General features: G+C 64.9%; 17 protein-coding genes and 1 tRNA gene. 13 read left to right on the top strand and 5 right to left on the bottom strand.

Features of this window, described 5'->3' with window-relative positions; all coding sequences use genetic code 11:
• Positions 1–43 precede the first annotated feature (43 nt).
• The 3 genes from ORI27_RS27635 to ORI27_RS27625 form a co-directional block, all read right to left on the bottom strand.
• The gene (locus ORI27_RS27635; protein WP_266000301.1) at positions 44–1,081 is read right to left on the bottom strand and encodes a branched-chain amino acid ABC transporter permease; all 1,038 of its coding nucleotides are present in this window, start codon (positions 1,079–1,081) and stop codon (positions 44–46) included.
• A gap of 81 nt (positions 1,082–1,162) precedes the next feature.
• On the bottom strand, positions 1,163–2,377 hold the full coding sequence (locus ORI27_RS27630) for a branched-chain amino acid ABC transporter substrate-binding protein (protein ID WP_266000302.1): 1,215 nt from the start codon (positions 2,375–2,377) through the stop codon (positions 1,163–1,165).
• Between the two features lie 186 nt (positions 2,378–2,563).
• The gene (locus ORI27_RS27625) at positions 2,564–3,193 is read right to left on the bottom strand and encodes an ANTAR domain-containing response regulator (RefSeq protein WP_266000303.1); all 630 of its coding nucleotides are present in this window, start codon (positions 3,191–3,193) and stop codon (positions 2,564–2,566) included.
• A gap of 113 nt (positions 3,194–3,306) precedes the next feature.
• Between ORI27_RS27625 and ORI27_RS27620 the strand changes: the two genes are divergently transcribed.
• Positions 3,307–3,383, top strand: a tRNA-Leu gene (locus ORI27_RS27620).
• A gap of 25 nt (positions 3,384–3,408) precedes the next feature.
• Here ORI27_RS27620 and ORI27_RS27615 read toward each other — a convergent pair.
• Together ORI27_RS27615 and ORI27_RS27610 are read right to left on the bottom strand one after the other, a co-directional pair.
• Positions 3,409–4,659: a tyrosine-type recombinase/integrase gene (locus ORI27_RS27615; protein ID WP_266000304.1), complete on the bottom strand. Its 1,251-nt coding sequence runs from the start codon at positions 4,657–4,659 to the stop codon at positions 3,409–3,411.
• Positions 4,660–4,661: 2 nt separating this feature from the next.
• Entirely contained in the window at positions 4,662–5,234 is a 573-nt protein-coding gene (locus ORI27_RS27610) for a hypothetical protein (protein ID WP_266074028.1), read from the bottom strand.
• A 174-nt stretch (positions 5,235–5,408) separates the two neighbouring features.
• Here ORI27_RS27610 and ORI27_RS27605 point away from each other — a divergent pair, with 174 nt between their 5' ends.
• From ORI27_RS27605 to ORI27_RS27555, 12 genes are all read left to right on the top strand, one after another.
• Positions 5,409–5,609, top strand: coding sequence for a helix-turn-helix domain-containing protein (locus ORI27_RS27605; protein ID WP_266000306.1), 201 nt, complete (start codon positions 5,409–5,411; stop codon positions 5,607–5,609).
• A gap of 2 nt (positions 5,610–5,611) precedes the next feature.
• Positions 5,612–6,379: a helix-turn-helix domain-containing protein gene (locus ORI27_RS27600; protein WP_266000307.1), complete on the top strand. Its 768-nt coding sequence runs from the start codon at positions 5,612–5,614 to the stop codon at positions 6,377–6,379.
• Positions 6,376–6,723, top strand: coding sequence for a DUF2742 domain-containing protein (locus ORI27_RS27595; RefSeq protein WP_266000308.1), 348 nt, complete (start codon positions 6,376–6,378; stop codon positions 6,721–6,723). Before ORI27_RS27600 ends, ORI27_RS27595 begins: the two co-directional genes overlap by 4 nt.
• Positions 6,716–7,333, top strand: coding sequence for a hypothetical protein (locus tag ORI27_RS27590; RefSeq protein WP_266000309.1), 618 nt, complete (start codon positions 6,716–6,718; stop codon positions 7,331–7,333). The genes ORI27_RS27595 and ORI27_RS27590 overlap by 8 nt, the downstream gene beginning before the upstream one ends.
• A complete protein-coding gene (locus ORI27_RS33300) occupies positions 7,327–7,488 on the top strand; it encodes a zinc finger domain-containing protein (RefSeq protein ID WP_458367953.1) in 162 nt (53 codons plus the stop codon). Before ORI27_RS27590 ends, ORI27_RS33300 begins: the two co-directional genes overlap by 7 nt.
• Before the next feature lie 105 nt (positions 7,489–7,593).
• Positions 7,594–7,836 carry a helix-turn-helix domain-containing protein gene (locus ORI27_RS27585; RefSeq protein ID WP_266000310.1) on the top strand — a complete coding sequence of 81 codons (243 nt, stop codon included), beginning with the start codon at positions 7,594–7,596 and terminating at the stop codon, positions 7,834–7,836.
• A gap of 210 nt (positions 7,837–8,046) precedes the next feature.
• Positions 8,047–9,336, top strand: a complete 1,290-nt coding sequence (locus ORI27_RS27580; RefSeq protein ID WP_266000334.1) for a DNA primase family protein — start codon at positions 8,047–8,049, stop codon at positions 9,334–9,336.
• Between the two features lie 290 nt (positions 9,337–9,626).
• Complete coding sequence (locus ORI27_RS27575) at positions 9,627–9,917, top strand: hypothetical protein (RefSeq protein ID WP_266000311.1); 291 nt, start codon at positions 9,627–9,629, stop codon at positions 9,915–9,917.
• Positions 9,918–10,069: 152 nt separating this feature from the next.
• Positions 10,070–10,432 (top strand): flagellar hook-length control protein, encoded by a 363-nt coding sequence (locus ORI27_RS27570; RefSeq protein WP_266000312.1) that lies wholly within the window; start codon positions 10,070–10,072, stop codon positions 10,430–10,432.
• 76 nt (positions 10,433–10,508) lie between these two features.
• Positions 10,509–10,736, top strand: a complete 228-nt coding sequence (locus ORI27_RS27565; protein ID WP_266000313.1) for a hypothetical protein — start codon at positions 10,509–10,511, stop codon at positions 10,734–10,736.
• Positions 10,733–11,518 carry a hypothetical protein gene (locus tag ORI27_RS27560; protein WP_266000314.1) on the top strand — a complete coding sequence of 262 codons (786 nt, stop codon included), beginning with the start codon at positions 10,733–10,735 and terminating at the stop codon, positions 11,516–11,518. Before ORI27_RS27565 ends, ORI27_RS27560 begins: the two co-directional genes overlap by 4 nt.
• A 19-nt stretch (positions 11,519–11,537) precedes the next feature.
• Positions 11,538–12,317 carry a hypothetical protein gene (locus tag ORI27_RS27555; RefSeq protein ID WP_266000315.1) on the top strand — a complete coding sequence of 260 codons (780 nt, stop codon included), beginning with the start codon at positions 11,538–11,540 and terminating at the stop codon, positions 12,315–12,317.
• Positions 12,318–12,349 lie beyond the last annotated feature (32 nt).

Below are 12,349 nucleotides of genomic sequence, written 5' to 3'. Positions count from 1 at the left end.
CGGGTCCCGCATGCCCGCAGTTGATTCGCTCCGCAAGCGTCGCTCATGCGCGCGCCTTTCCGAGGCTCTCCCCGAGTATCCCGGTGGGCCTGATCAGCAGCACGAGAACCAGCAACACGAAGGCCACGACGTCCCGCCACTGCGTACCGAACAGCGCCTGGCCGTAGTTCTCCATGATGCCCAGCAACAGACCGCCGAGCAGCGCCCCGCGTAGGTTGCCGATGCCGCCGAGCACCGCCGCCGAGAAGGCCTTGATGCCCAGCAGGAATCCGCCCGAATAGATGATGCCCTGCGGCACCTTCAGGGTGTAGAGCAGCGCGGCCGCGCCGGCCAGTACGCCGCCGATGAGGAACGTCGTCATGATGATTCGTTCCCGGGATACCCCCATCAGGGTCGCGGTAGTCGGATCCTGGGCCACCGCCCGGATTCCGCGGCCGAACTTGGTGCGGTTGATGGCGATATCGGTCAGCACCGATAGCAGCAGAGCCGCGGCGATGATCACCAGCGTGATATTGGAGACCGACGCGCCGAAGACGCTGAACTCGGTCTTGGGGCGCACCAGGATGATCGGCTGCTGAGCGTTGCTGCCGCCGTAGTCGGTGATGATCTTCGGCAGGATGAAATGCACGAATTCCTGCAGTACGAAGGACATTCCGATGGCGGTGATGAGAAAGGTCAGCGGCCGGGCGTTGCGGCGGCGCAGCGGGCGGTAGGCCACCGCTTCCAATCCGACTGCGGCGGAACCGGACACCAGCATCGCGAAGAGCATCGCAATTCCGAGATACCCGACCGTCAGCAGGACGCCCTTTTCGTAGGCGTTTCCGCTCGGCGTGAAACCCAGGATCTTGTCCAGGCAGAAGTAGGCACCGAACATGCCGAGCATGAAGATCTCGGAGTGCGCGAAGTTGATCAACCGAAGGACACCGAACACCAGCGTGTACCCGACGGCCACCAGGGCGTAGATGGCACCCCAGGACAGTCCGTCGATAGTCAGCTGCCAGAAGCCGCTACGGAGGCCGTCGAGGTCGAACCCGATGTTGGCCGCCAGGCAAGCGGTCTGGGCCAGACAATCGTGAACCATCGAGGCGGCCGACTCCTTAGCGCCGATAGTGAGCGAGGCGCGTCCGAGCCGATATGGTCCCGGACGCGCCTCGGTGGGTGACTACTGAACCTTGTACATCCAGATCAGCGTCGTGGTCAGTTCACCTGTGGGAGTCCACTCGTACTTACGCGCCACTCCTTGGCCCTGATAGGTCTTGAAGAAGTCCAGCAGCGCCGGACGCGTGATGGCGCCCGAGTCGATGCCCTTCATCATGATGGTGCCCAGGTCGTAGCCCTCGGTGCTGTACGTTCCGGGCTCTTCGCCGAACTTCTGGGTGTACTCGTCGGCGAACTCTTTGGTGGCCGGACCGCACGGGCAGGACAGCAGCGCGTCCTTCGACGACGCCCCGGCCTGCTTGACGAACTCCGGGTCCTTCGTGCCGTCGCCGGAGACGAACGTCGCTGTGACACCGCCGTCGCGCAGCTGTTGGATCAGCGGGGCCGCCTCGGCGTAGTAGCCGCTGTAGAAGACCGCGTCCGGTGACTGCCCCTTGACCTGCGTCACCGCGGCCGAGAAGTCCTTGTCGCCCTTCTTCACCGAGATATTGCAGCCGGCGTCGGCGACCGGGCCGAGGGTTTCCCGCACCGCCTGCGCCAGGCCCAGACCGTAGTCGGTGCTGTCGTCGATGACGCAGACCTTCTTGTTGCCCAGGGTGTTCTTCATGTAGTTGGCGACCGACGGACCCTGCACCCCATCGTTGGCCAGGCCGCGGAAGAACGTCTTCCAGCCCTGTTCGGAAAGCGTGACGTTGGTGGCCGATGCGGTGGCCGCGACCAGGCCGGCCTGGTCGAACACCCCGCCGGTGGCCTTGGTCTCCCCGGAGAACGCCGGACCGACCAGGCCAATGGTGAAGGCGTCGTCGACGATCTGCGGGGCGATCTGGGTGGCCTTCTGCGGGTCACCCTCGGTGTCGAAGGTCTTCAGCTGGACCTGGCACCCGGGATTGGCCGCGTTGTGTTTGTCGACCGCCAGCTGAACACCGTTCTTGATGTTGATGCCGAGCGCGGCGTCGGGGCCGGTGAGAGCACCGGCCATCGCGATCGACACCGGCGGGCAGTTGGCCTTGCCGTCGCCGGCCGGATCGGCCGGGGTGAGGCCGCCCTCGGCCTTGATCGGCGCGCCGTTCTGGTCGATTTGCACCTGCTCGACGATCTTCAAATCGCTCTGAGCCGAGTTGTCACTCGACGGGGACTGCTTGCTGCAGCCGGCCATCCCCAGCACCGCCAGCAGCGCCGAACTAGCAGCGATTGCGTTCCGCGTCGCGCGTCCGCGCACGTTTCACCTCCGGGTCAGTTGTTTCACGGCGCCGACATCGCAGACCACCATCCGGCCCGCCCTCGACACTGCGGTAGAACATAGTCAACCCATAGCCGCAGCGTGTGATCTTGGCCAACGCCTGGCCGTGAGCTTATTCCGTATCGCGACAAACGGCGCGGTCAGAGGAAACGCGGAGTTAACGCGTCACTTCGAGGGCGAATCATCCTTCGGCGTGTCGAGGGTTTCCAACACGACCTCGGCAACCCGCTTCATGGTGGTCCGCCGGTCCATGGCGGCACGCTGAATCCACTTGAACGCCTCGGGTTCTGTCATCCCCTGGTTGGTTTGCAGCAGCCCCTTGGCCCGCTCGACCAGCTTGCGCGTTTCCAGCCGGTCCGACAGGTTGGCCACCTCACGCTCGAGCTCGGTGATCTCACTGAATCTGCTGACCGCGACCTCGATCGCCGGGACCAGATCACTGATCGAGAACGGTTTCACCAGGTAGGCCATCGCCCCGGCGTCGCGGGCCTTCTCCACGAGGTCACGCTGGCTGAACGCGGTCAGCACCACGATCGGCGCGATGCGCTTGCTGGCGATCTCGGCCGCCGCGTCGATGCCGTCGCGTCGAGGCATCTTGACGTCCATGATGACCAGGTCCGGTCGCAGCTGCTCGGCCAGCTCCACGGCCTCCTGACCGTCGCCGGCCTCGCCGACCACCTCGTAGCCCTCCTCGCGCAGCATCTCGGCCAGATCCAGCCGGATCAACGCCTCATCCTCGGCGATCAGCACTCGGTGTGAGGAACGGTCTTGAGCGTCGGTGGTAGAGCCGGTCATGCGGCCATTGTTGCGTGGCACGCGGCAAACAGCCACCTCGGGCCGCCGCGACCCACCGCCCGAAGGATCGGCGAGAGGATCCACTATGGTGGAACACCGCCGCAACGCGGCCGGCCCTCGTATCCCAACTGGCAGAGGAAACGGATTCAAAACCCGTGCAGTGTGAGTTCGAATCTCACCGAGGGCACCACAGACTTGACATTGAACGTCGCAGGTCAGGAACTTATCGATAGCCGATTTCCGGCGTCTCCCACCCTGTTTGGCTGCATTTTGGCTGCATCTGTTGTGAAGGTGAGGCCGGAAAGTCGCTGGTCGTGAGCGTCGGCAACGGCCTCGGCGTCACGGTCGAATAGGTCCGCGTAGGTATCGAGCGTCATCGCCGCCGACTTGTGGCCCAGCATCTTCTGAACCGCTTTGACGTTCGCGCCAGCCGACACCGCCAGCGACGCTGCGGTGTGGCGGAGGTCGTGCGGCGTGACGCGAGCGAACACCGGCGTCAAGGGCTCGCGATCCGGGTTGGCCTTCCGCTCCGCCGTCCGGGCGACGTCGGCGGCCGCGGTGCAGCGGGTTACCGCGCCGTCGAACCACGTGTGGGCGCCGGGCGACTTCGCGTAGCTGCCGCCGGCGGCTGGGAACACGATGTCGTCGCGTCCCTTGCCGCGGCATGCCGAGGACAGCGGCTCGACCAGGAACCGCGGCAGCGGCACGGTGCGGCGTTCGTGGGTCTTGGGTGTGCCCACCTCTACTACTCCCCCGACGTTGACCGCGTTGCGGCGAATATGAAGGCGCCGACGCAGGAGGTCCACGTCGGCGACGTGCAACCCGGCCAGCTCGCCCCACCGCAACCCGCAGTACGCGAGCACTAGGACGATGGCGCCCTTGTCGGGACCAGCCTGGCGCGCCAGATCCCACACCTGATCATCGGCCAGGTAGTTGTGCTCGCGCCGGATCTTGCGCGGAAGCTTCACCCCACGTGCTGGGTTGGTCAGCATCCGGCGATCGCGCACGGCATCGTCGATGATGCCCGCCAGTACGTTGTAGGCCCGCACCACCGTCACGGGTCCACCGGCCCGTCTGGTGACCTTGCCCTCGGCGTTAGTGATCTCGCGGCCCATGTCGGCCACCCACGACTGGACGGCGCTGTGCCGAATGTCGGCCAACCTCGCCTTGCCCCACACCGGCTCGACGTGGATTCGCCACGCGACCTCTTCGACGCGGCGGCTGGACGGCTTGAGGTGGGTGCGACGCTCCAGCCAATCGGGCCCGAGCTCCCCCACTGTGATCTTCGCGTCAGCCGGGTCGATGTATTCACCACGAAGTTTGCTGACATGCGTTGTGGCAGCGAAATTTTCAGCTTCTCTCTTTGTCTTGAAGCCACGCCGGCGGGTCACCCTCTGGTCGGGAGTTCGGAACTGCACCTGCCAACGATCACCTTTGGCAGTCGTGTACTTCTTGACACTCGCCATGATCAGCCGTCCTCACTTGATGTGTTGCGGGGTTTGCGCGTGTAGTCGGGAGCCAGGAGTCCGGCGTCCTTGCACCTGCGAATCCAGCCCTTGACCGTCTCGGAGCTCGGCAGGTGCTTTTTCGAGTAGCTGCGCCATTCAGCCGCCGCCGCCCGAGCTGCGATCTTCCCGTGGACAGCGAGGCCATCATCGAAGGACTCGGCCGCTGCCGCACGGGCCCAGTCAGCGATCTGCTGTAGCTCCTGGTTAGTCAGCTTCGGCTGTCCTCTGGGCCGCTTGCGACGAATCAGCCGCGGCCCGCCCGCGCCCGGCTCGCTCCTGGCCATTGCTTCCATGTGGCTGAGATCGACACCGCGAGCTTGCAATTCGTCGCCGAACTCGTCCTCTAGCGCCTTTCGGATCCTGTCCCGAGACCACTCAAGGATCTTCAGTTCTTCGTTCTTGGCTGCCGCGGCCCGCGCCAGCCGATCAGGCACGATCTTGCGGAGGCTCGACACCGTTATTGGGGTTCCGTCGAACGACGTGACCCGTAGGTCTGTGATGACCGGCCCCTGCGGTGTGTCGCGCCACGCCACCTCGTAACTGTGTGCGTGGTCGTGACACTCGATATAGAACGGTCGATCTCTTCCCGTTTCCACGGTCGTCACCTTCACCACACCACCTGACCTCCGGGGTGGGTTATCGGATCGGGTACTCGCCATAATTTGACACCATAGCGCTTGCGTTCACTATGGTGCAACCTTCGTTACATGACCATAAAGACAGTCACTCTTCCTGAGTTGCTGACCCCGCAGCAGGTCGCCGACCTTCGCGGCACGACAACCGCGGTGTTATCCCAAGAGCGCCACCTCGGCCGCGGCCCGAAATACATCCGCGATGGTCGCAGAATCCGTTACAGGGCAAGCGATTTGGCGGAGTACCTCGACGCCAACACAGTGGTGCCGTGCTGAAGATGGCTGACCAAAAGAACGGGCCGCCGCCGGAATTGGAAGAGGCCGCCCCCGTCAGGACGGCCACCCACCACAGCCACCACGCTGATAACCCCGATGATAGCCCGCTCTACGACTTGGTCGAACAGGCCAAGGCCGGTCAGATACATCTTGCGCTTGGGTATGCGTCATGGACGGCGTACGTCGCGGATGCCTGCAAGATCGAGATCAAGATCGACCGGGACAAGCGCCGAGAGCTCGTCGGCTGGCTCTCCGATGAGGGCATGTCGCAGCGTGCCATCGCCGCGACGCTGGGGGTTTCCAAAAACACAGTCACTACTGACCTGTCCCAAATTGGGACACCTGACGCTGAGGTGGCTGGGTACTTCACCGACGCCGGCGAGGCCGCGGCCGCCATGGCGATGGCCGAGTTGGACGACGAGGCGTTCGAGGCGGTACTCGTCGAGGCCCGCGCCGAGGGTGACATGTCCCGCGAGACGGTCGCGACCAAGTGCCGCAATCAGCAGATGACCACCGGTCTGGACGGCAGCACCTTCAACAGATCATCTCCCCGGCCGCAGAAGCCTCGACGCGGGCCGCTCGTCGATGATGCACGCTCGATTACTCAGGACATGCGCCGGATCACGAACCGGATCAACAAGTTGCTCGACGACGACCGGTTCGACGCCAACCGGAAGCAGATCGGCGACACGGTTCGCCCCCACGACGAGTGGTTGTTGAAGGCGGCCGGATCGCTGCACGCAGCTATCACTGAGGTGGTGGCCGAATGACCGCCATCGACTCACAACAGGCGTCGTGGTGGTCGGTGCACGAGTTCATCACCGAGCTGGTCGCTCAGTACAACGATCTTCCGGTGGCCGGCACCCCGCTCTGGTGTGCGATGCCCGACCGTGATCCTCGCAAGCTGATCGCCTTGGCCGCCGCCGGGGAGCACCATGTCCTGCGGATGGAGACAGCGCAGGAGGCGCGCGCCGAAGCCAGCCGCGCCGTCTCATCCGCCGACGACTGGCCCAAGATCGCCCGAGACCTCCACTCGCGCAGTGCTTTTCGCTCGACACGGCCATGGATGCGCCGGCTACCCACAACCCCGCCGAAAGGACCACACCGTGACTGACCACGCCACCACCACCGACAGTGACCGCATCATCGCCGAAGGCCTGGCCATCGCCAACGGATTCCGCGAACGGATCGCCGCGATCGAGAAATCCCGCGAGGATCAGCCCGCCAAACTCGAGAAGGCCCGCGCCGAAGCCGACGAGGCACGCGAACAGTCCCTGCTGATCGAGCCGTGGACCGAGGAACTGTCCACGCTTCGCTGCTACCGCGGCGACGGCCAACCAACCGGCACGGTGATGCACCTGCCGAACCTGATCGCCAAGGAGATGTTCGGCGCCCGCATGGCGTTCGACATGCTCGACTGCTCCGACGACTCCACCGGCGAGCGGATCGAAGAAGTCCGGAACCGCTACTTCGCATTGCTTGGCGGCGACACAGGGAATCTGTTCCTGGTGGCATTCGCCGCGCTGGACACCATCGCCACCATCGTGGTGCCGCAGCTGCTGGACGCGATCGAGCAACAGGCATCGAACTGGGACACGCGGGTGATGCTCGCTGAGGCACGCGCCAAATCGTGGCGAGGTCGTATCGCCGAGCATCGCGGCATCCCAGCGAACGAACCGAGCTGCGATGACGTCGCCGACTCCGACACCCGCGAGCCGTGGTGAACGCCCGCGTCCCGGTCCGCGCCGCATATGAGCAGTACGACGCACTCCGCCGCGACTGCCCCATGTGTGATGCCGGGCCCGGCCAATGGTGCATCACACCGCGCGGCCGATTGCGCCGCGTTCCCTGCGTGCTGCGGACGCGAACACCCCTGTGACGGCGCCACCACTAGCACCGCCCGAGCCGTCGACCCAATGCCTGCACCACCGACTCGTACTGTGCCCCACACCCACCCAACGACTCCGAAAGGATGCCAACACCCATGAGTGACGCCTCCGCCACTGCAGCCGAGCAGTACCTAACCGTCAATAAGGTCGCCCACCGCCTCGACGTCTCCCCGTGGACAGTCCGCGACTGGATCAGCAGCGGCAAACTGTCCGCGATCAAGCTTGGCGATTCTGACCGGGCGCCCGTGCGCATCCGGGAGTCCGACCTCGACGCGATGTTGAAGCCGTACCCGAGCAATAACAGTGACGACACCAACGTCGGCAGCCGCGCCCCGTAGCCGGTGCACCCGCCCGCCCCCGTTTCCCGCCATGCCCATGCCTCGGATCCACCGTCACGTACACCAGCCATCGAGGACGCACAAGTGAACGCCGCCACCGACCCCACACCCAGCGACACGACCGTCACAAGCGGGAACCACCACTCCCACAACGGTTCACCCGCCGACCAGACGACGACACCGATACGCGTGCACCGCGGCCAGGCCCGCATGGCCTACCGGATCGCCGCCCGCTACAGCGGTCAGCTGCTACACGTCACCCGGCTCGGCTGGCACCACTGGGACGGCACCCGCTGGAGCCCTGACGACCGCGGCGTGGCCAAACGCGCAGTGCTGGCCGAACTACGGCGGGCACTCGCCGAAAGCCTCGACGACAAAGAACTCCGCGCCGATGCCCGCAAGTGCGAATCAGCGGCCGGCATCAGCGGCGTTCTCGACATTGCTTCCGCGCTCGAACCGTTCGCGGCCGCCGTCACCGACCTCGACGCCGACGCGCACCTACTCAACGTCGCCAACGGCACCCTGGACCTACACACCCACGAACTACGGCCCCACGACCCCGCACAGCGCATCACCAAGATCTGCCGCGGCGCATACCACCCCGACGCCCAATCGCAGCTGTGGCAGGCATTCCTGACCCGCGTACTACCCGACGACGACGTACGCGGCTTCCTCCAACGCCTCGTCGGCATCGGCCTACTCGGCGAAGTCCGCGAACACGTCCTCCCAATCCTCACCGGCACCGGCGCCAACGGAAAATCCGTCTTCGACAAAGCAATCCGGCACACACTCGGCGACTACGCCGCCACCGCAGAACCCGACCTCTTCATGCACCGAGACGGCGCACACCCCACCGGAGAAATGGACCTCCGCGGCGTCCGCTGGACCGTCGTCAGCGAATCCGACAAAGACCGCCGCCTCGCCGAAGCCACCATGAAACGCCTGACGGGTGGTGACACCATCCGCGCCCGCCGCATGCGCCAAGACTTCGTCGAATTCACCCCCTCGCACACACCGCTACTGATCACCAACCACCTCCCCAAAGTCTCCGGCGACGACGCCGCCATCTGGCGACGACTCCGCGTCATCCCCTTCGACATCGTCATCCCCGAACACGAACAAGACCACGAACTCGACACCCGCCTACAACTCGAAGCCGACGGCATCCTCACCTGGGCCATCACCGGCTACCGCGAATACCTCGACCGCGGACTCGACGAACCCGCCACCGTCCGCAACGCCACCGACACCTACCACCGCAACAGCGACGCCATCGCCCGCTTCATCGAAGACGAATGCACAATCAGCAGCCCAGTACTCAAAGCCACGACCGGGCAACTCCACGAAGCATGGGAACGATGGCGCATTCGCGACGGCGCAGAACCAATGTCACAGAAAGCGTTCGGACTCGCACTCGACCGCCACAGCCACCCAGTCACCGACAGGGACCAGAATGGCCGCTGGCGTGCAGGAATCGCCGTCAGAACCGACCAGCCATGACGCATATGACGCATTTACTGGCTCCTCCCACGCGCGCACACATAAGGCGTCATACCGAACATGCGTCATATGCGTCATGCCACAACCTGACCGCCGACGCCGGTTGACCTGTCACCCTCTGCTGACAAACTGCTGACATGGCCACTCGTCGGGAAACTCGTGTGCGACACCAGGATGCGGCCGACCTGCGAGCGAAGGGCCACACCTGGCAAGAGGTGGCCGACCAGCTCGGGTACCGGACTCGCCAGGGGGCCCAAAGCGCGGTCGAGCGCCTCTGTAGGCGCACATGGGTGTCGCCGGCCGTCGAGCGCCGGTCGCTTGCGGACGGATTGAGAATGACGAAAAAGGCGCTACACGAGGGCATGGCGGCCGCCGAGAGTCGTGCCGACGACGTTGCCGTCCTCGGATACTCACGTGAGATCCGTTCAACAACTTCTCTGCTCGCAAAGATCGAGGGGCTACACGCTCCGGAGGAGGTCAACGTGAATGTCACCCTCCGGCCGGCGGCGGAGATTCTGGCCGACTACGAGGCTCAACTGTTGGCGGCGATCGACGCCGAGGTGGTCGAAATTGAGCATTAGATCTTCACACTCACCGAGGGTTGCCCAGCCGTGACCGCTATGAACGCAGGTCGGAGCCATATCGCTGGCCGCCAGCAGTCTGATCTACCTGGTTCTGGCTGCGCTTTGGCTACCAAATCGATCAAACCGCCTGTCCAGAAGGGATATTGGAGATGAGCAGAAACACGAAGCAGGATGCAGTCAAGGCGGCGATGTCCATCGCCAACGATGTCACGAGCGGTGCGCTCGACCCAGACGATTTGCAGGCCGCTGCGGTCGCAGAGGTGCGGAAGCTGTTCGGGACTGTCATCGGCCCTGAGGATCCGTTGTGGCCGATCCACGTCCAGGTGATGCGCGACGTGTTGGCTGTCGGCAAGGGCTGCATCTCGGCGGACGAGTTGGCGGAATGGTCGGCGGTGTATCGAGCTGCAGAAGGCCCGCCGCCGTCATGGATCGAGGAAGCGTTGGCGGCCGGCGCAGGTGACGACGAAGACGTCCCGATGAGTGACGACCCCGAAGTGACTCCGGTCACATGAGAGTTGTTGCAGGTCAACGCCTTGTCGCCCCATTAGGGGGTAACTGTGTCAGACCCTGTGGTTATTCTTCCCAACTATGACCGTGACTCTCTCACCGGATTCCATCGAGATGTCGCATGTGTCAGGGCGATTGGGTGCCCTGAAGTCCCGCGGCGTCCCTGACGATGACCCGCGGGTCGCTGAGTGCCGCGATGCGCTGGCGTACTGCCGGCTTCGCAATTCCATTGCCGCCGAGGGCCGTCAGCTCTCGCCTGCCTCGATCACCCGGCTGGTGTCGCAGTTGCGTGAGGTGGTGGCGTCGTGAAGGTCGTGAAGTCGAAGAAGCCGACCGAGTGGTATATCTCAGCGCCGTTCCCGCCTCAGCACGGCCAGGAGCCGGCCAAACCGAGTCACCCGCGGCCCCAGCTGGTTCCGACGATCCACCCTCAAGATGTTGCGCGTGAGCGGCGGCGCAAAGGCTTGTCGGTCCAGTACGTCGGGGACTTCTCGCTGAGCGGTGAGGTCCGTGGGATGTGCGCTCCGCTGGCTGCCGAGATGACCGTGATGTTCTCGGGGCGGCTCGGGGGAATGCGGGTGGTGTCGCCGGTGCAGTCCGGAACCTTCGAGCAGGCGCGCGAATTGCCGTTCCGGGCCCAGGTTGCGGAACTGGCGGGCGCGGTCCACGAGCTCATGTTGGCGGTGGCCGCGCTCCTGGGTGATCGGCAGCTCGGGTCGTCGGCTTCTGGTCGTTCCCAAGCTGCTGCCGTGGTGTCTGATCCTGCGCATGCCGGGCCGCCGCAGGTGACCGATGAGGATGTGAAGTCGGGCGCGTGGGTGGAAGTTCTGGCTGGCCATGTCGCTGGGCTAGATGTCGAGTTGGCGGCGCAGTTGGGGCGTGCGGCGTTGCCGGATGGTCTTGTGTCGGATGCATCCTGGGCGGTGAGCGAACTCTTGGGGCGTGAGTTCACAATGAAGCTGCGGCACCTGGAGGGCAGGGTGCCCGGGATGAAGATGTCGCTCCAGGGTTACGCGGAGGCGTCGAGGTGGGCGGCTGCGGAGTCTGAGCGGCGTGCGCAGCAGCGTCTGCAGCGGTTGGGCCTGGCGTAGTTAATCGAGAGGAATTGAAATGACGAGTGTGCTGGTGCCGATCAGGTTTGATGCACCGCTGGTGAATCCGGCGCCGGGTGGGTTGTATGCCGCGACGGTGTGGTCGGATTCGGGTGAGGGCGATCCGCTGCGGTGGCTGCCCAGTGGCGTGGAGGTTCGGCCGCACAATTATGGCGGCGAGGATGCGTTTGGTGTGTGGGCGGCGGCGTGGAACGCGGCGGAGGCGGATCTGACTGAGGATGATGTGAAGACTGGTGTGCGGCCGTTGATTCCGGATCCGTTTGTCGGTATGACGGTGTGGGCGTCTGATGAGGGGAAGTTCCACTGCGAGGATCCGGTGGTGGCGCGGGTGCGGGCGGAGCAGAATTTGCGGTTGCTTGAGCCGGTGGCGGTTGAGGCGCAGTTCGCGGCCCGGTTGCTCGCCGATGCACCGTCGCCGGCGGCTGCTGCTGATCTGGTCGACGCGCTCGGATTGCTGGAGTCGGCTTTCGCCACGACGAACACGCTCGGGTTCATCCATGCGAGCCCGAAGTGGTTGCCGCGGGCGTGCGCTGCGCAGCTGATCGTTCGTTCGGGTGTGGCGTTGAAGACGCCAGGCGGGCACAGCTGGATTTTCGGTGGGGGTTACGTCGCGGGGCTCGGTGACACTCTGGTGGCGACGTCGCAGCCGTTCGGGTGGCGTGGCCCGGTGGCGGTGAAAGATGCGGCGAGGTTGGAGCACAACAAGTTCGCGGCCGTCGCCGAGAGGTCGGTGCTGGTGGGTTATGAGGCGCTCGTCGGGGCGGCGGCGATCAGTTGAGCAACGGTGTGCGGTTGGTAGGTCGGTGTCGG

It is taken from the genome of Mycobacterium pinniadriaticum, from assembly GCF_026242045.1.
Classification (GTDB): Bacteria; Actinomycetota; Actinomycetes; order Mycobacteriales; family Mycobacteriaceae; genus Mycobacterium; species Mycobacterium pinniadriaticum.
Note: the sequence above shows the minus strand (reverse complement) of the source record. Positions and strands in the feature narration are given on the sequence as shown.

Excerpts from the sequence above, each read along its gene's own strand:
- ORI27_RS27580 (WP_266000334.1), top strand. The coding sequence starts at position 8,047 with ATGGCCTACCGGATCGCCGCCCGCTACAGCGGTCAGCTGCTACACGTC.
- ORI27_RS27635 (WP_266000301.1), bottom strand. The coding sequence starts at position 1,081 with ATGGTTCACGATTGTCTGGCCCAGACCGCTTGCCTGGCGGCCAACATC.
- ORI27_RS27625 (WP_266000303.1), bottom strand. The coding sequence starts at position 3,193 with ATGACCGGCTCTACCACCGACGCTCAAGACCGTTCCTCACACCGAGTG.
- ORI27_RS27605 (WP_266000306.1), top strand. The coding sequence starts at position 5,409 with ATGACCATAAAGACAGTCACTCTTCCTGAGTTGCTGACCCCGCAGCAG.
- ORI27_RS27570 (WP_266000312.1), top strand. The coding sequence starts at position 10,070 with ATGAGCAGAAACACGAAGCAGGATGCAGTCAAGGCGGCGATGTCCATC.
- ORI27_RS27600 (WP_266000307.1), top strand. The coding sequence starts at position 5,612 with ATGGCTGACCAAAAGAACGGGCCGCCGCCGGAATTGGAAGAGGCCGCC.
- ORI27_RS27555 (WP_266000315.1), top strand. The coding sequence starts at position 11,538 with ATGACGAGTGTGCTGGTGCCGATCAGGTTTGATGCACCGCTGGTGAAT.
- ORI27_RS27615 (WP_266000304.1), bottom strand. The coding sequence starts at position 4,659 with ATGGCGAGTGTCAAGAAGTACACGACTGCCAAAGGTGATCGTTGGCAG.
- ORI27_RS27585 (WP_266000310.1), top strand. The coding sequence starts at position 7,594 with ATGAGTGACGCCTCCGCCACTGCAGCCGAGCAGTACCTAACCGTCAAT.
- ORI27_RS27565 (WP_266000313.1), top strand. The coding sequence starts at position 10,509 with ATGACCGTGACTCTCTCACCGGATTCCATCGAGATGTCGCATGTGTCA.
- ORI27_RS27595 (WP_266000308.1), top strand. The coding sequence starts at position 6,376 with ATGACCGCCATCGACTCACAACAGGCGTCGTGGTGGTCGGTGCACGAG.